This is a genomic window from Nocardia crassostreae, assembly GCF_001613405.1.
Taxonomy (GTDB): domain Bacteria; phylum Actinomycetota; class Actinomycetes; order Mycobacteriales; family Mycobacteriaceae; genus Nocardia; species Nocardia crassostreae.
Window position 1 is genome coordinate 182379 of the sequence record NZ_BDCH01000014.1, and the last position, 15984, is coordinate 198362.

Genomic DNA, 15984 nt, shown 5'->3' on the forward strand with positions numbered 1-15984 from the left:
TAACTGGCTGGCAGCTAAGGCTCCGGGACGAATCGATCAGCCATTCGACCGGCGTGAACCCCGGCGGCGATGCCGGATGCGGCGGCGACGATGAATACGGTGGCGGCCACGGTATGCCGCTCGGTCGTATCGGGAACCCGCCGACTTGGAGCGGATCCCTTCGGTGGTGAGGGAATTCGTGCCGGGCTACTGCGGCTCGGTGACGAAGTCGATCAGCCGCTCGACAGCGCCGATGAGTGGGGTCTCGAGATCGCGGAAGGAGTTGACGCCGTTGTACACCCGGCGCCAGCCGTCTTGCGATGTGCCCCAGCGCAGGCGGCGGCAGATGCCCGTCTTCCAGTCCTCGCCGCGGGGGACCTCGGGCCAGGTGGTGATGCCGACCGCGGCGGGGCGCACCGCCTGCCAGACGTCGATGTAGGGGTGACCGGTGACCAGGACGTGGGGTCCCAGTCCGGTGGTGAGGCTGGTCTCCTTCGAGCCGGTGACCAGGTGGTCGACCAGGACGCCGACGCGGCGGCCGGGGCCGGGCTCGAACTCGGCGAGCCGGGCCGCGAGGTGGTCGAGGCCCTCGAGCTGCTCGACGACCACGCCCTCGACGCGCAGGTCGTGACCCCACACCCGCTCGACGAGGGCGGCATCGTGGACGCCCTCCACCCAGATGCGGCTGCCCCGAGCGACCCGGGCGCGCAGGCCCTCGACCCGGGTCGAGCCCGAGGCGGACTTGGTCGGCTGCCTGGGTGCGGCCGCGGCGGGCTTGACCAGGGTGACCGGCTGTCCGTCGATGAGAAAAGCCGCCTCCCGCAAAGCGAACAACCGCACTCGCCCGTGCCGGTCCTCGAGCTTCACGAACTCGCCGTCATAACTACGATCGAAACCCACCACGGCGCCGCAGAATCCGCTGGCCGTGTCTTCCGCGACGAGATCCCGCTCGGCCACCACCTTCGGTATCTCACGCTTCCGGTTCCGGGCATGCCCGGAAAAGATGTCGCCGCCATAGATGTCACGCCCACTCACCCCGACGAAGGTACCGGCCGCGGCCCCAGCCGACCCGTGCGACGCGGCCAACGCCATGAGATTCCCGTAACCATCGCCAATTCGGCCACCACTGGCAATGCGGCCGCTGGTGCGGGTCACCGCGGCCGGGCGAGTCCCCGCCGCACATGGACACCGGTCACAGTGGATGCCCGCAGCTTGGGCCGCTGTCGGAGAACTGTGTCGCCGTTGGAGAGGCCGCCGATATCGGTTGCGGCGGGGCAAGGCCGATCTTCGGCCTGGTTGCGGGGGAACGACTACTGTTGATGTCGTGGCCGCAATCATTTGGCTGGTCGCGGGGATTCTCCTCGCGGCGGCGGAGATGCTCGTCGGTGATCTCACGCTGCTCATGCTCGGTAGTGCCGCGCTCGTCACGGCGGGGTGGAGCGGGTTGACGGGGACCGGATTGGTGGTGGATGCCATCGTGTTCGGTATTACGTCGGCCGCGTTGATACTGCTCGTGCGGCCGGTGCTGTTGCGGCGGTATGCGACTCCGCCCCCGACGCCGACCAATGTGGCTGCGCTGCAAGGCAAGACGGCGAAGGTGCTGGAGACGGTCGACGAGAACGGCGGGCGGGTGAAGCTGGACGGTGAGGTGTGGAGTGCCCGGCCGTTCGATTCGGGGGAGAGTTATCCGGAGGGCGCCACCGTCTATGTCATGCGGATCGACGGCGCGCATGCCGTTGTGTGGAAAGGCCCGTGATCGGGTCGTGTCGAAAGGTCCTGAGATATGGCCGTATTGATAGTCGCCGCCGTTCTGGTCCTGCTGGTCGTGGTGGTCGTCTTCAAGTCGGTGGCGCTGGTGCCGCAGGCGGAGGCGGCGGTCATCGAACGGCTGGGCCGGTATTCGCGCACGGTGTCCGGGCAGCTGACCTTCCTGGTGCCGTTCGCGGATCGGATTCGCGCCAAGGTGGACCTGCGCGAGCGGGTGGTGTCCTTCCCGCCGCAGCCGGTCATCACGCAGGACAACCTGACCGTGCAGATCGACTCGGTGGTCTACTTCCAGGTCACCAGCCCGCAGGCCGCGGTCTACGAGATCAGCAATTACATTGCCGCCGTTGAGCAGTTGACCATCACCACCCTGCGCAATGTGGTCGGCGGCATGACCCTGGAGGAGACCCTCACCTCCCGCGACCAGATCAACAGCCAGTTGCGCGGCGTCCTCGACGAGGCCACCGGCCGCTGGGGTCTGCGCGTGTCGCGCGTCGAGCTCAAGGCCATCGATCCGCCGCCGTCGATTCAGGAGTCGATGGAGAAGCAGATGAAGGCCGACCGCGAGAAGCGGGCCATGATCCTCACCGCCGAGGGTCAGCGCGAAGCCTCCATCAAGACCGCCGAGGGCCAGAAGCAGGCGCAGATCCTCTCCGCCGAGGGCTCCAAACAGTCCGCCATCCTGTCGGCCGAGGGCGAACGCCAGTCCCGCATCCTGCGCGCCCAGGGTGAGCGCGCCGCCGCCTACCTGCAGGCGCAGGGCCAGGCCAAGGCCATCGAGAAGGTCTTCGCCGCCATCAAATCAGGTAAGCCCACCCCCGAGCTGCTGGCCTACCAGTACATGCAGACCCTGCCGCTGGTCGCCAAGGGCGACGCCAACAAGGTGTGGTTGGTGCCCAGCGACTTCGGCAAGGCCCTGGAAGGATTCGCCCGCGGCTTCGCCACCAAGGGCGAGGACGGCGTCTTCCGGTACGAGCCCGCTCCCGACGGTGCAGCGGCCGAACGTCCCGAGGACGATTCCGACGAGGTGGCCGACTGGTTCGATACCGCCACCGACCCGGCCGCCGAACGCGCCGTGCGCGCCGCCGAGGCCGATGCGCGGGCCCCGGTGGATCCCACCGCGCTGCCGCAGGGCTCCCGGCTGCGCTCGGACAAGCAGGAGGAGCTGCCACCGGCCCCGCAGCCTCCGTATCCGCCACAGCACCCGCAGGGGCAGCAGCCGCGCCGTCCGGCGCCGCCGGACAACCAGGAATCCCCGCCGCCCCCGCCGCGACCCCTGGGCCGCTAGCCCGGCATGACGCGAGAGGCCCCCTCGACGCACCGTCGAGGGGGCCTCTCGCGTTACCGATACCCGGAAATCGGCGAGCGGAATCACGTTTATCCCGTGACCTCCGCCACAAAATGCGCATGAAATCACAGAATTGTCATTTCGGATTCTCCCGATTTCATCTGCGATAACGACGTGAGTATTCATTATTCCCTGTTGTCAATTGCCTCGTGATCACTCTGTGATTCGACGTGATTGTTCCGTTATGGTCGTCTGCGGCTCGGGCGCAGGCCGAGCCCGACCTCGAACCGCCGAACATCGGCAACCCCGTCCCGCGGTTCGCGTGCAACCGACATCCCTGGGGACGGGGACCCGCAGCTTTCCTCGATATCTCGGGCGAGGCGCAGAGCGCGGGCCGCATGGGCGCAGGCAGGGAATCCTCTATGCATCGCAAGTTCAGCACCCGCATGTTCGCCGCCACCGCCGCCGTCGCCGCCATCGCGTCCGTTCCGTTCGCGCTGACCACCGCGACCGCCTCGGCCGAGGGCCACGACTGGGACGCCGTCGCGCAGTGAGAGAGCGGCGGCAACTGGGCCATCAACACCGGTAACGGCTACTACGGCGGCCTGCAGTTCAGCCCCAGCACCTGGGCCGCCAACAGCGGTTCCGGCAACCCGGCCAATGCCAGCCGCGAAGAGCAGATCCGCGTGGCCGAGAACGTCCTGGCCACCCACGGCCCCGGCGCCTGGCCGGTCTGCGGCGCGCACCTCTGACGCCACCACGGCCTCATCCGATGGCCCCGTCCGCAATTGCGGACGGGGCCATCGCTTTTCATTCGACTGCGGCAATACAGACCGTGGGGCATACTGTGTAGTAGTCGTTTTCGCCGATACCGACGTCGGTGAACCGGGGGGCATATAGGGCATGACGACGACGCGCAGAGCGATATTGCGGGCGGGTTTGATTCTCCCGCTGGCCACGGCCTGCGCGCCGAATGTCCTGCTGGGTGACCGCGACAAGGTGCGAATCGCGGTGCCGTGGAGCGGGTTCGAACTGCGGGCCTTCGATTCCGTGCTGACCGCCGCCCGGCAGCGAGCCGCCGATCGGGGAATGTGCCGCGACACGCAATTGATCCTGCTGGGCGACGATATCGACACCGCCTTCGCCGCGCGGGGCGCCTCGGCCCCGGAAATCGTCATGCTGCCGCAAATCGGGCGAATTCGGGAATTGCTCGCGGACAAGGATTCTCCGCCGAGTATCGACAATGCGCTGTGGGAGGACCAGGTCGGCCTCCGGTACGGGCAGCACTGGGATTACGTGCTGCGCAGCAATGGAGTGCTGGGTCGCGACAGGACGCGGTACGGGCTGCCGTTCAAGAGCGCGCAGAAGTCACTGATCTGGTACGACCGGCAGACCTACGAACAGCACGAGAAGCTCTTCGCGGCACACGGTTTGGGCGAGCCCGGCACTTGGACCGTCGGGCATTGGCGGACGGCCATGACCGCCCTGGAGGCGACCGATGTGCGATTGCTGGCATTCGGCGCGGCCGACGGCAGGGTGGTCACCGACCTCTTCGAGAATCTGCTGCATGCTGAATCACGCTCGGCCTATACGGAATTGGAGACCGGGACCACCCAGTGGCGCTGGGATCAACCGGCGGTCCGCGCCGCCCTGCACCGGATGGGGGAGTTGTGCGGTCACCCGGCCGCGTTCCCGCGCGGTCTCGCCGTCGCATTGACGCGGCAATTCCCCGATTCAGTGCGTGACGTGTTCGACCGCCGTGCCGCGCTCATGGTCGCCGCACCGGATTTCGCCGAACCGTATGTGCATCGCAGCCTGGCGAGCGCGGGCCGCACTACGGGCATTGTCGGCGTACTGCCGTTCCCGGCTCTCGAACCCGGTCGGCAGGCGCCCCTGATCGGCGGCGGTGACGTCATGGTGCTGACCCGCGCGGCGGGTGACGATGCCCGCACCCTGCTGGCCGAACTCGCCGCACCGGATGCCGCGGCGCAGTGGATCGACGATATCGGCGGTTTCGTGGCCCCGAGTCTGCGCAGCACCCACCGCTTCTCACGGCTCATGGGACCCGTTGCACGTGAACTGGATTCCTGGTCGAGCTTCGACCTGTCGGATCGCATCGGCTCCGCGGGCGGCCGCTGGGGCCTGCGCAGCATACTGACCGAATTCCTACTCGACATCGCCGAATCGGGTGTCGCGGGCCTCCCGGACGCGGTGGAGCGAGTGGTCCGCAAGCTCGACGCCTTCCGGACGGGAGGAACCCGATGACCATCCCGGACTTCGACCCGCGCGTCTTCGAAACACCCGATCTGCGTATGGAATTGGCGACTCGGCGGCTGTCGGGCCCGCTGGTCGCCGGACACCATCCGCAACGGTGGTTCGGCTGGGCCGTGCGGATACCGGCATTCGTCCTGATCGGCGTGCTGCTGGTGGCGCCCGTCGGATGGACGGTGTGGCTGGCCGTGGACGCCCGGCCCGTGGTGGCGGGCGGATGCGGTCTCGCGGTGCTGTGCGGGATCGCCGATACGGTCGGGGGTCGCACGCGGCGTTGGCTGTCCATGCTGGGGCTGCTGATCGTCAGCGCCGTGGTGGTCGCGGAATTCGGGGCGGCGGGCACCTGGGCGTACGTGCGCACGCTGGTCTGGGTGCTGTGGGGTGTTTTCCTGGTCCTGCTCGCCCTGCTCCTCGCGTGGGTGAGCCGCGGCCCGCGCTGGGTGTGGCTGCCGCTGGTCCTGCCGTTCGGGATCTCGGCATTCGCCTCGGGCATCGCCTTCCGGCTGATCTTCGAATCGATTGCGGGCACGGGGTGGGTGGACAGCGTCGGCGCGTACCGGTGGTGGTTCGTCGTCATGCTCGGGTCGGCCTTCACGTGGACGTGGCTGGGCGCGCTGACCGGAGTGTGGCGGGCGGCCATCCTCGGGGTCGAGGCCGATCCGGTGCAGGCGCGGACCGTGCACGGTACGGGTGGCCCGAGAGCCCGCGGATTCGCGCGGCCGCTGGCGCGTGGCGCGGTGCACCAGATCCGCATGCTGCACCAGGTCCGCAAACTGCTGCATCCGACGCTGCTGATGCTCGGCCTGATCGTCGGTGTCGCGGCGGCACGGGTTTTCGACGTCGTCCTGATCGCGGTGCCGGGCCCGCTGCAATCCTCGACCGAGAGCGCCACCGTGCACCGGTGGTATCTGGCGGGCACGGCGGGTTTCGGCGACGGGTACGCGGCCGCCTACGCCTTGCCGCTGGCCGTCCTCATCGGGCTGACCGCGTGGTTGTTGCAGCCCGATATGCGACGCTATCGCCGCCCCGGCCCGGAAACCCGTACCCGGGAACGGGATTCGGTGCGGCCGCGCGCCTCGTGGCTGTCGCGCGTGCTGCTGGTGATTCTCCTGGTCCCGGTGCTCGCCCCGATCGACTGGCTGATCTGGGTGGCGCTGCGGCAGCCGCGCGGCTTCGGCGCCGAAGGGCTGCGCTGGGTGTGGAACGATGCCGCGCTGTGGCGCTCGCTCGAGACCACCCTGTGGGTGAGCACGCTGGCCACCATCGTGGTGGTGACCGCCGCCGTGCCGATCGCCTTCTGGCTGGCCGAACTGGCGCCCGGACAATGGATTTCGCGCATCGCCGTGCCGCTGACGGTGGTCCTCACCGTCATGCCCGCCCAGATCTACGGCGGCCCGATCCGCACGCTGATGGATCTGTGGGGCCTGTCCGGCAGCCGGATTCCGCTGATTTTCGTGCACGCCGCCGGTCTGCCCATGGCCATCCTCATCCTGCGCGGCGCGCTACTGGCCCCGCCGGAATCGCCCGCCGCCGACGCACTGCACGGATTGGCAAGGGCGGCAACGATCTGGCGGCGATTCCTGGAGATGGCCGGACCGGCGATCGGGGCGGTCGCGGTCCTGGAATTCATCCAGGTGTGGAACGACTTCTTCATCGGCCTGCTGATCGGCGGCATCGGCGAAACCCCGTGGTCGCGGCTGCTGTGGGGCGAGGCCCGCCAATTCCACGAGAACGCCAACCATCTCGCGGCGGGCGCGCTGCTGTCGGCGATCCTGCCGGTGGTGATCCTGCTGTGCACCTGGCGGCGCTGGGTGGTGCCCGGTATCACCGGCGGAGTGCGGCCATGACCCAGCCCCAGCCGCCCAGCGGACAGTCACCGTTGATCGCCACACCGAGATCGTCGCTGTGGCGCGGCTTCCTGGCCTCGGCCTCGGCGGTCGCCACGGCGCTCATCTACCAGCTGGCCCGCACGCTCGTGGTGGACGCCTTCGGAGACAACCCCGCGGTGAAACCGTATCTTCAAGCGCTGCTCTGGCTGCCGGTCGTGATCGTCGCCCCGGCCGGGGCGTACGTGCTGTACCGCTCCGCGGGCATGCTGCGCGAACGGCGGCGCAAGGCGCGCGACGCCGACCTCCTCGCGGATCTGATGGGGCCGGGACAGGTTGCGGTGGAGGGGGATTCGCGGGAGCGGGAAGGCGTCGCCCCCGGGGTGAATGCCGCGGTGCCGGAGGCGGCGATCGGGGCCGTCATCCGGGTGCTGCGCCGACTGCCGCTCTGGCGCTACCGCCGGACCGGGTTCATGGTCATGCTCGGCGCGATGCTCGAGGCGCCCGCGCGTATTCCCGCGCGGCAGAACGAGGATTGGAATCTACCGCCCGGCGCGCCCGCCGCCGTGCTCGCCGAGCTGTTCGGGCGCCACGAACTGGAGTTGGACGGGCCGGACGGATACCAGTGCACACACAATCTGCTCACGCACGTCCCGGCGGCGCCGGAGGTCGTGATCGCCGCCATGCGCGCGGCGGCGCTGCCCGCGCTCATCGCGTATCACGCCGATCGCGCGAGCCGATGGACGGTCGCCCTCGATACGCCCACGCTGGGCGCCACGGCACGACGATGGTTCGAGCGGGAGAGCCCGTACCTGCGGAGCCTGATAGTGGAGTGCGCCGCGCCCACGTTCCTGCCGCCCGCCACGGTCGGTGATCTGGTGCGCATCGCCGATGCCCTCGATGCCTGGTACGCCCTGCTCGGCGCGGACGAGAACGGGCCCGTCCCCGCCGGAACCCCGTCGCCGTGCTGAATCTCGACGGTATCGAGAATGATGTGGTGGCACGGGAACTGGCGCAGATCAGGAGCGGTGGGTCGCCCGGTCCGCCGCGGCGGCACCGCCGTGGACGGCTGCGCTCGAGTCTGGCCGCCCGCGGCGAGCACCGTCGCGCGCTGGCCTTCCTGGAACGTTATCGCCCGCCTCCGACGCCCACGGGCCCGGCGGGTATCCGGGAGCGCGCGACGGAGGTGCAGCGGCGCTTGGCCAACGCGGAGAGCACCCTCGAATCCGCGTGGTGGCTGCTGCCCCGCGCGGATGTGAAAGGCGAGGTGTGCGCGCTGGTGAATCTGGCCATCGTGCACATCCACCAGGGCCGCTACGACGCCGCTGGTGACCGCCTGGAGCTCGCGGAAGCGCTGACCTGCAACGGCATCGACCCCGCCGGGCGGGCACACGCCTGCGAAACCATGGGCGTCCTCATGTGGGCCAAACGGGAACAGGAAGGTGCAACCCGCTGCTGGCAGTCCGCACTGCGCGACTACCGCACCCTGCGCGACGCCCCCGGCATCGCCCGCTGCCTCCAGCATCTCGGTTCCGCCGCGGTGGCCGCACCCTGCCGTATCGGCGGCCTGCTGCTGACCGGCGACGACCGTCTGACGACCACCGAAGTGCTCCGCCAGGCCACCGGCTGGCTGGCCGAAGCCACGCGCCTCGGCACGGACACGGATCTCGCCCGCGCCTACCGCGCCGAAGCGATGGGTTCGCTGCCCGCACCTATCGCCCCCCTGCGCGCCATCGACCGCTGGCCCTTGCCGAAGGACGACAATCTCCGACCCCCATGACAAGTCGTTCCTGCGTCCCAGCGCGCCACAACTCGCCGAGGCCGAGGCGTCGCTGCCCCCGTCCATCGACCCGCCGAGCGATATCGAGCGTTGGCCGATACCTGACGACGAACACGCCTGATCCGGCTGCAGTTGTCGTGTACGTCCGAATACTGTTTATTCCTAGGCGATTACGTGTCCGCGGGCGACCTCGCCGACGTAGGTTTCTGACGCGTCGGTGGATCCACCGACGAATGTCGCCAATCTGCCAGGAGGGCTTGTGCCTACGGATCCGATGGACCCGGACACCTTCGAGGATGGGACCGAGGACGGAGAGCTCGACGGCGCATCGCCGGAGGCGGACGGGGCAGAGCAGCATACGGAGCTGGGGCAGGGCAGTTTCGACCCGGCGGCGGCCAATGTGGCGGACATGGCTGAGCAGGCGCGCGTAGTGGATCTCGACGAAGACGACTATCGCTGATCCGGCCCCGCGCCGAATACGGGCGCTGATCCCATTTGTCCAAGCATCGGGGTGCGAGCCGGGTGCACACTGGGCAAATGACCCTGACCTGGCAAGACGTCGTCGCGTTCGCGACCAGCCTCCCGGCGGTGGAGGAAGCGACCTGGTGGCGCAGCCCCGGACTGAACGTCGCGGGGAAGAGCTTCGCCCGGCTGCGCAGCGAGGCGGAGGGCGGCCTCGTGCTGCGGTGTGAGCCGGAGGAGAAGGAGGCGTTGCTCGCTTCGGGCGATGATGCCTTCTACACCACGCCGCACTACGACGGATCTCCGTACATCCTCATCGACCTGGATCGGGTCGATGAGGGGCAGCTGCACGAGTTGATCGATGGCGCGTGGTGGCTGTCGGCGCCCGCGAAGATCCGCAAACAGCGTGAGCGAGGCGAGGTTACGCGCTGATTCGGCAGGGCGCCTGCGATCAGCTGAAGGTGATGATGGTGTTGTTGGCTATCGAGACTCGGGCGGTTTCGTAGAAGAGGAGCCAGGTGTGCAGTTCGCGGAAGAACGGGTGTTCGTCGACGGCGTTGAGTTCTGCTGATATGCGGGCGATTTCGTCGTCCGGCAATTCGTCGTCGACAAGGGTGATCCCGAGATACGGGGCGACGTATTCCAGTTCGCGCAGCAGCCCCTGGCTGGAGCCGAGCATGTCACCGGGTATGTCGATATCCGGCTCGGGGTAGAGCACGACGTCGAAATCGACGGGCACGTAAAAGCCTTCGCAGTCCGAGTGGCAGAGCAGATGCGACTCGAACATGGAGCTGACGCTTTCGACCGCGTCGTCTTCGGACGGATCTTCCCCGTCCGCGACGGGCGTCAGCGGTTGATCCGGGTATTCGCAGGCCCGGGCATACGCGCGGCGCAGGTAGTGCACGAAGCTGTAGGGAACGCTGCCGACCGTGTCGCGCGAGGTCGCGGGCCCCCGAGTGGTCGGTTCGTGATGTGGCGAAAGCCCTTCCACCAGCAGTAGATCGTTGATCGCCCGCAACTGATCCCGCAGCTCGTCGACCTCGTCGGGATAATCACCGTTTTGCAGAACGTAAGCGAGCGTATGCGTCGCCAAGGCCAGCCCCATGGGCCGAGCCTAGCGTGCGGTCCAGATATTCCAGGTGGACCGCCCCCGTTCAAGGTGCGGGACCAGCTTGGCGTAGTAACGCTTCGCCTCGCAATCATCAGGGCACGCTTCGTGTTTCGCGAGAGCGTGTACGGCGGCGCGCAGGTTCATGACGGGATAGTCGGGAATGTCGTGGCTCAGGTAGGAGTTCATGCGGATCGCCGCCCGCCCGCTTTCGTGCGAATCATCCGGTGGCGGCCGATACACAGAACGAGGATCGCCAGTAGTGCCCAAGTGCCCCAAGACATTACATTCTCCGTTCATCATTGTGGCAAATAGCTGGTAGTCACAACTGTGGTCGTCCGAAACCGTGAACGGCGGCGATTTCGGGGGATACTCTGGAATTCCGATCTGGTGCGGTCCACGGTAGGTTTGCGCAGATAGCGAGGCTAACGAAATGGCTGGATCCACTGTTCCGCGTAGGGCGTTCGGTCGATTTCTCCGGGGTCTCCGAGAGCAAGCCGGGGCGACATTGCTCACGGCGTCATTGCAGATAGACACTTCGAAGCAAACTGTGCTCAGGCTCGAGGATGGACAGCTGACGAAAGTGTCCACCCCGCAATTGAAATCGCTGCTCGATCTGTACAAGGTCGGGCCGGGGGTTCGGGCCGAGGCGCTCGAATTGTGGGAGGAGGTGAAGCAGCAGGCGAAGGTCGCCAAGCTGCAAGGGATGGCCAGGGGGTGGTGGCAGGCGTATGCGGGGCAGTATGCGTCGCACTTCGATCACTATCTGAGGCTCGAGGCGGCGACCGATCACCTCACGACACATCAGACCACGCTGGTGCCCGGCTTGCTGCAGAGCGGCGAGTATCGAGCTGTCGGAAACGGTACTTCGGCAGACGCCGGGCGGACCCGGCGTGATGGTCGGCCAGATTCGGCATCTCGGTGAGGTCATGGAGACGCGGCCGAATGTTTCGATTCGCCTTGTTCCGTTGGGGGCGCGCGGTCATCTCGGGCTCGTCGTCCAAACCTTCACGCTGCTCGAATTCCCGCCTCTCGCAAGCCGACTCGTGGAGCCGCCCGTTGTGTACGTGGAAAGGGTACGAAGGTGCGCTGTATCTGGAACAAGACGATGTGATCGCCCGGTATCGCCGGGCGATTTCGGACATTCGGCGCGTAGCGTTGACGGAGGATGACACTCGGCAATTGATGCGGGAATTGGCGAAGGAGTACGGCGGATGTTGATCGACCTAGCCGGGGCGGAGTGGTTCAAGAGCACACGGAGTCAGCCGAATGCGGACTGTGTCGAAATCGCGCATCTGCGGGCGGGCGCGGTGGGGGTGCGTGATTCGAAGGACCCGAACGGACCCGTCCTGGTGTTCTCCGGTGGGCAGTGGGATCGGTTTCTGGCGAGCGGGATATGGCGGTGAACAGGGTGTAACGGTTTGAAACCGGCGGGCTCGGAGGGGGGAGTCGGCGTAGTGTTCGGGGGAGCGATCGAATGTTCGTCGGTAGGGGAGTTCCGATGGCAGACACGGTGGGGCGGGCGCTGCGGGTGGCGGCGCGGCGGTTTGCGGATGTGGTTGCGGCAGCGCCGGATCCGGAGCGGGAGGTACGGGGGACGCCGGGGTGGTCGATCATCGATGTGGCGGGGCACGTGGCGGCGGAGCCGGTGCGGTATCGGGAACTGGCTTTGGGGCGAGGAACCTGGCCCGCGCGGGCGGCCGATCTGCCCGGGTTCAATGCCGAGCAGATTCGCGCGCTCGACAGCCGGGACCCGCGGGAGCTGGCGCGACGCGTGGTGGCGGGGACGGAGGCGTTCATCGAAACGCTCGACGGGTTCGCGGGGGAGCCGCGCACCATGATGTTCGACGGTGATCAGCGGATTCGGGCGGATCGGGCGCGCGGGACGCTGCTGGGCGAATTCGTGGTTCACGGTTACGACATTGCGCGGACGCTGGGCAAGCCGTGGGCTATCGATCCCGCGCACGTGCCGATCATTATGGACGGACTGAATCAGGTCATTCCGGGGTGGGTGAATCCGGCCCTGGCTCACCGGCATACGGCGACCTACGAATACAGGCTGCGCGGGTTCTCGCGCTACGTCTACCGGTTCGACGACGGCCATCTCACCGTCGATCCACCCGATCCGGGCTCCGTCGACGCGTATATCAGCGCCGACCCCGTCACCGCCCTGTTGCTGAATTACGGCCGCATCTCGCAGTGGACCCCGGCCCTCACCGGCCGCGTGCTCACCTGGGGCCGAAAGCCTTGGCTCGCGGCCGGATTCGCATGCCGCTTCCTCCCCGCCTAGATCGCACCCGAACCGCCGCGCGGTAGCCGGAGAATGACGGCACAACGAGGGTGATCACCACATCCGGGTAGCACCCCTAGGGGACCCGGATTCGGCACCCGCAGCGAGCCATGAAATTAGCCCTATTCAGGCGTTTTAGCAGCTGAATCTCATGTGATTCCCAGGAAATGGGTCTTCCATCGAACTAGTGCGCCCCAGTCCGGCACACCCTGTGTGAGAGAGGAATTCCCATGCTTTCCAAGTCGACCTCCACCACCCGCCGCACCGCGGCCCGCGTCCTCGTCGCGGGCATGCTGGCCCTGGTTCCCATCGCCACCGTCGCCGCCACCGCGAGTGCCCAGAACGAGACGCCGCCCGCCTCCACGGTCCCCGACCCCGGCACCGATCCGGCCATCATGCTGCTGATGAACCAGACCCCGCCCGATGCGTGAACCTGCAGCAGCGCACCCAGCAGCGCCCCTGCCCGTAATCAGTCCACCGTGGCGTCCGCGTCGGGAACGTCGAGGCGGGTGTCGAGGACCAGACCGGCCACGCCGAGCGCCACGCACAGGCCGGTCACGACCAGTTGCAGTGAATCGGTTTGCCCGGTGAGGGCATTGCCCAGCATGACGGTGGCGATGGTGCCGGGCAGGATGCCGACCACCGTCGCGAGGAAGTAGGGGAGCATGCGGACCGAGGAGAGCGCGGCGCAGTAGTTGACCACCGCGAAGGGGGCGAACGCGATCAGGCGGAGCGAGCCGACCGCGAGCCAGCCGCGCCGGGCGAGGCGGGCGTCGACCGCTCGGACCGCCGGATGGGTCAGGCGCGCGCGGACGCGATCCTTGTCCAGGGTGCGGACGAGCAGGAGCGCGACGACGGCGCTGACCGTGGTGGCGGCAACGGCCAGGCTCAGGCCGAGCGCCGAGCCGAACAGCTCAGCGTGAAGACGGTGCGCGGAAACGGGAGAATACAGACCAGGGCGTGCACCACGAAGAACACCAGCGGCAGCCACGGCCCGACCGAATCGGCCCATACGCGGATCTGCTGCGGCGCGGGATGCGGTGCGAAGGCGGCCAGCGCCAGCACCGCGACACCGGTGAGCACCAGCGCGAGCACACGCGGTTGCCGTAGTCGCGCCAGCAGTTCGGGGGCGCGGCGCGGCGGGGCGCTGGGTCGGGTCGGCGGCGCGGACGGGCTTGTTGGCACCGCGCCAGGTTACCCGCCGGTAGTGAGACTCGGGCGACAGTAATCGGAACGGTGTGGTTAGCATCAGGGGAAAGACGATGAATGCTCGTTAACCGAAGTGCCCGCTGAGCTGTGCGAATGCGGTCGAAAGCGGGCATTGAAGTCGGGGAGTGGAAGAAGGAACAGCAGCTATGCCGATTGCTTCAGACCCGGACGCCGATCCGGTGCCCGGGTACGCCGCCTGGCGCAAGGGTGTCGCCGGAGTGCTGGCCAAGGCCCGCAGGGTGGACGTATCGGACCTGCCGGAAGAGCCGGAGAAGCTGCTCGCGGTCTCGACCTATGACGGGCTCACGGTCAACCCGCTGTACACGCGGCGGGACGAGCTGCCGCAACAGCCGCTGCCGGGGGAGTTCCCGTTCGTGCGCGGTGGCGACGCCACCCGTGACGTGCATCGCGGCTGGTTCGTGAACCAGTACTTCGGCGACTCGGACGCCAAGGCCGTGAACGAGAAGATCATGGGCGCGCTGGAGAACGGCGTGAGCGCCATCCGGCTGGGCGTGGGGGAGCGCGGCGTGCCGGTCGCGGATATCCCGGCGGCGCTGTCCGGTGTGCTGTTCGATCTGGCCCCGCTCACCCTGGACGCCGGTCCGGCCGCGATCGAGGCTGCGGCCCAGGTGTTCTCGGTGCTGGACGGCTACCAGGTCGCGAACCGCGCCGATATTCGGGTGCAGCTCGGCGCGACCCTGCTGAGCAGTCTGTTCGCCGGAACCGCGGCCATCGACCTGGACGGCGCGATCGCGCTGGCCCAGCAGGCGGTGGCCCGACCGGAGACGGTGCGCGCGATCACCGTGTGCGGCATCGCCTTCCACAATGCGGGCGCCTCCGACGCCCAGGAGCTGGGTGCGGCCGTGGCCGCGGGCCTGGAATACCTGCGCGCGCTGACCAATGCAGGCGCGGACATCGTGGATGCGCTGGAACAGCTGGAATTCCGCTTCGCCGCCACCGACGACCAGTTCGAGACCATTGCCAAATTCCGTGCCGCCCGGCGACTCTGGGCGCGCGTGGCGCAGGTCTGCGGCGCACCCGACTACGGCAATGCCCCGCAGCACGCGGTGACCTCTCCTGCCATGATGAGTCAGCGCGATCCGTGGGTGAACATGCTGCGCACCACCCTCGCGGCCTTCGGCGCGGGCGTCGGCGGCGCGGACATCGTCACGGTGCTGCCCTTCGATCACGCCCTGCCCGCCGGGGAACTCGGTGTGTCGCAGGCGTTCTCCGAGCGCATGGCTCGCAATACCCAGCTGCTGCTGCTCGAGGAATCCCACCTCGGCCACGTGCAGGATCCGGGCGCGGGCTCCTGGTACGTCGAATCCCTCACCGACGCACTGGCCGCCAAGGCGTGGGAGTTCATGCAGGAACTGGAGGCCGCGGGCGGCTACCTGAACGCCTTGCAGTCCGGTCTGCTCGCCGAGCGCATCGCCGAGACCAAGACCACGCGCGATTCCGATGTGGCGCACCGCAAGACGGCCGTCACCGGCGTGAACGAGTTCCCCAACCTGGCCGAGGAGCCGCTGTCGGAGGCGGCGCGGCTGGCGAGTTCCGGCACGGCGTACGGCGCGGCCTTCGAGGCGCTGCGCAATCGCTCCGACGCCTACCTCGTCGCCCAGGGCGCGCGACCCAAGGCGCTGCTCGTGCCGCTGGGCCCGGTCTCCGAGCACAATGTGCGGGTCACCTTCACCGCCAACCTGCTGGCTTCCGGCGGTATCGAGTCGATCAACCCGGGCGCGCTGGCGGCGGGCGATATCGGCACGGCGGCAACCGAATCCGGTGCCAGCCTCGCGGTGTTGTGCGGATCCGACGCCCGCTACGGCTCCGATGCCGGTGCGGCCGTGGACGCCCTGCGCGCGGCGGGCGTGAGCACCGTCCTGCTGGCGGGCCCCGAGAAGGCGGTCGCCGACCTCACCGGCGCACAGCGGCCGGACGGATTCCTGACGGCGCGGATGGATGCGGTGACGGCGCTGTCCGGCCTGCTGGAAAAGCTGGGAGCATAGA

Annotated in this window: 16 protein-coding genes and 3 pseudogenes; 15 read left to right on the forward strand and 4 right to left on the reverse strand. The window is 68.1% G+C overall.

Annotated features, from left to right (window positions below; genetic code table 11):
- Positions 1-186 precede the first annotated feature (186 nt).
- The gene (locus tag NC4_RS13430; protein ID WP_067538009.1) at positions 187-1014 is read right to left on the reverse strand and encodes a DUF3097 domain-containing protein; all 828 of its coding nucleotides are present in this window, start codon (positions 1012-1014) and stop codon (positions 187-189) included.
- A gap of 289 nt (positions 1015-1303) precedes the next feature.
- Here NC4_RS13430 and NC4_RS13435 point away from each other — a divergent pair, with 289 nt between their 5' ends.
- From NC4_RS13435 to NC4_RS13475, 9 genes and pseudogenes are all read left to right on the forward strand, one after another.
- Entirely contained in the window at positions 1304-1735 is a 432-nt protein-coding gene (locus tag NC4_RS13435) for an NfeD family protein (RefSeq protein ID WP_067537206.1), read from the forward strand.
- Positions 1736-1762: 27 nt separating this feature from the next.
- Complete coding sequence (locus tag NC4_RS13440) at positions 1763-3031, forward strand: SPFH domain-containing protein (protein WP_245721668.1); 1269 nt, start codon at positions 1763-1765, stop codon at positions 3029-3031.
- A gap of 446 nt (positions 3032-3477) precedes the next feature.
- Positions 3478-3783, forward strand: a pseudogene (locus NC4_RS42525) (transglycosylase family protein).
- 151 nt (positions 3784-3934) lie between these two features.
- Positions 3935-5296, forward strand: coding sequence for a hypothetical protein (locus NC4_RS13450; protein ID WP_067537209.1), 1362 nt, complete (start codon positions 3935-3937; stop codon positions 5294-5296).
- Positions 5293-7149 (forward strand): ABC transporter permease family protein, encoded by a 1857-nt coding sequence (locus NC4_RS13455; protein WP_067537212.1) that lies wholly within the window; start codon positions 5293-5295, stop codon positions 7147-7149. The genes NC4_RS13450 and NC4_RS13455 overlap by 4 nt, the downstream gene beginning before the upstream one ends.
- Positions 7146-8099 carry a hypothetical protein gene (locus NC4_RS13460; protein WP_157554669.1) on the forward strand — a complete coding sequence of 318 codons (954 nt, stop codon included), beginning with the start codon at positions 7146-7148 and terminating at the stop codon, positions 8097-8099. The genes NC4_RS13455 and NC4_RS13460 overlap by 4 nt, the downstream gene beginning before the upstream one ends.
- The gene (locus tag NC4_RS13465) at positions 8093-8908 is read left to right on the forward strand and encodes a hypothetical protein (RefSeq protein ID WP_067537217.1); all 816 of its coding nucleotides are present in this window, start codon (positions 8093-8095) and stop codon (positions 8906-8908) included. Before NC4_RS13460 ends, NC4_RS13465 begins: the two co-directional genes overlap by 7 nt.
- A gap of 274 nt (positions 8909-9182) precedes the next feature.
- Positions 9183-9368, forward strand: a complete 186-nt coding sequence (locus NC4_RS13470; RefSeq protein WP_067537220.1) for a hypothetical protein — start codon at positions 9183-9185, stop codon at positions 9366-9368.
- Positions 9369-9445: 77 nt separating this feature from the next.
- Positions 9446-9802 carry an MmcQ/YjbR family DNA-binding protein gene (locus NC4_RS13475; protein ID WP_067537223.1) on the forward strand — a complete coding sequence of 119 codons (357 nt, stop codon included), beginning with the start codon at positions 9446-9448 and terminating at the stop codon, positions 9800-9802.
- A 19-nt stretch (positions 9803-9821) separates the two neighbouring features.
- On the opposite strand, the gene NC4_RS13480 is transcribed toward NC4_RS13475, so the two are convergent.
- Together NC4_RS13480 and NC4_RS13485 are read right to left on the reverse strand one after the other, a co-directional pair.
- Complete coding sequence (locus NC4_RS13480; protein ID WP_067537225.1) at positions 9822-10475, reverse strand: putative DNA-mimic protein; 654 nt, start codon at positions 10473-10475, stop codon at positions 9822-9824.
- Between the two features lie 9 nt (positions 10476-10484).
- Positions 10485-10667, reverse strand: coding sequence for a hypothetical protein (locus NC4_RS13485; RefSeq protein ID WP_067537228.1), 183 nt, complete (start codon positions 10665-10667; stop codon positions 10485-10487).
- Positions 10668-10911: 244 nt separating this feature from the next.
- Between NC4_RS13485 and NC4_RS13490 the strand changes: the two genes are divergently transcribed.
- The 5 genes and pseudogenes from NC4_RS13490 (at position 10912) to NC4_RS13505 (ending at position 13199) form a co-directional block, all read left to right on the forward strand.
- Positions 10912-11403, forward strand: coding sequence for a helix-turn-helix domain-containing protein (locus tag NC4_RS13490; protein ID WP_084529022.1), 492 nt, complete (start codon positions 10912-10914; stop codon positions 11401-11403).
- Positions 11375-11699: pseudogene (locus tag NC4_RS44590) on the forward strand (Scr1 family TA system antitoxin-like transcriptional regulator). Before NC4_RS13490 ends, NC4_RS44590 begins: the two are co-directional and overlap by 29 nt.
- A complete protein-coding gene (locus tag NC4_RS13495; protein WP_067537234.1) occupies positions 11693-11884 on the forward strand; it encodes a DUF397 domain-containing protein in 192 nt (63 codons plus the stop codon). Before NC4_RS44590 ends, NC4_RS13495 begins: the two are co-directional and overlap by 7 nt.
- Positions 11885-11979: 95 nt before the next feature.
- Positions 11980-12768, forward strand: a complete 789-nt coding sequence (locus tag NC4_RS13500; protein WP_067537237.1) for a maleylpyruvate isomerase family mycothiol-dependent enzyme — start codon at positions 11980-11982, stop codon at positions 12766-12768.
- Positions 12769-12998: 230 nt separating this feature from the next.
- A complete protein-coding gene (locus NC4_RS13505) occupies positions 12999-13199 on the forward strand; it encodes a hypothetical protein (RefSeq protein ID WP_067537240.1) in 201 nt (66 codons plus the stop codon).
- A gap of 38 nt (positions 13200-13237) precedes the next feature.
- On the opposite strand, the pseudogene NC4_RS13510 reads toward NC4_RS13505, so the two are convergent.
- Positions 13238-13890 (reverse strand): annotated as a pseudogene (locus NC4_RS13510) (TVP38/TMEM64 family protein).
- 233 nt (positions 13891-14123) lie between these two features.
- On the opposite strand from NC4_RS13510, the gene NC4_RS13515 reads away from it, so the two are divergent.
- A complete protein-coding gene (locus NC4_RS13515) occupies positions 14124-15983 on the forward strand; it encodes a methylmalonyl-CoA mutase family protein (RefSeq protein WP_067537243.1) in 1860 nt (619 codons plus the stop codon).
- The last annotated feature ends 1 nt before the right edge of the window (position 15984 follow it).

Coding starts and splice junctions, on each gene's coding strand:
- NC4_RS13440 (WP_245721668.1), top strand. CDS start 1,763: ATGGCCGTATTGATAGTCGCCGCCGTTCTGGTCCTGCTGGTCGTGGTG.
- NC4_RS13450 (WP_067537209.1), top strand. CDS start 3,935: ATGACGACGACGCGCAGAGCGATATTGCGGGCGGGTTTGATTCTCCCG.
- NC4_RS13455 (WP_067537212.1), top strand. CDS start 5,293: ATGACCATCCCGGACTTCGACCCGCGCGTCTTCGAAACACCCGATCTG.
- NC4_RS13460 (WP_157554669.1), top strand. CDS start 7,146: ATGACCCAGCCCCAGCCGCCCAGCGGACAGTCACCGTTGATCGCCACA.
- NC4_RS13470 (WP_067537220.1), top strand. CDS start 9,183: ATGGACCCGGACACCTTCGAGGATGGGACCGAGGACGGAGAGCTCGAC.
- NC4_RS13475 (WP_067537223.1), top strand. CDS start 9,446: ATGACCCTGACCTGGCAAGACGTCGTCGCGTTCGCGACCAGCCTCCCG.
- NC4_RS13480 (WP_067537225.1), bottom strand. CDS start 10,475: ATGGGGCTGGCCTTGGCGACGCATACGCTCGCTTACGTTCTGCAAAAC.
- NC4_RS13485 (WP_067537228.1), bottom strand. CDS start 10,667: ATGAACTCCTACCTGAGCCACGACATTCCCGACTATCCCGTCATGAAC.
- NC4_RS13490 (WP_084529022.1), top strand. CDS start 10,912: ATGGCTGGATCCACTGTTCCGCGTAGGGCGTTCGGTCGATTTCTCCGG.
- NC4_RS13495 (WP_067537234.1), top strand. CDS start 11,693: ATGTTGATCGACCTAGCCGGGGCGGAGTGGTTCAAGAGCACACGGAGT.
- NC4_RS13500 (WP_067537237.1), top strand. CDS start 11,980: ATGGCAGACACGGTGGGGCGGGCGCTGCGGGTGGCGGCGCGGCGGTTT.
- NC4_RS13505 (WP_067537240.1), top strand. CDS start 12,999: ATGCTTTCCAAGTCGACCTCCACCACCCGCCGCACCGCGGCCCGCGTC.
- NC4_RS13515 (WP_067537243.1), top strand. CDS start 14,124: ATGCCGATTGCTTCAGACCCGGACGCCGATCCGGTGCCCGGGTACGCC.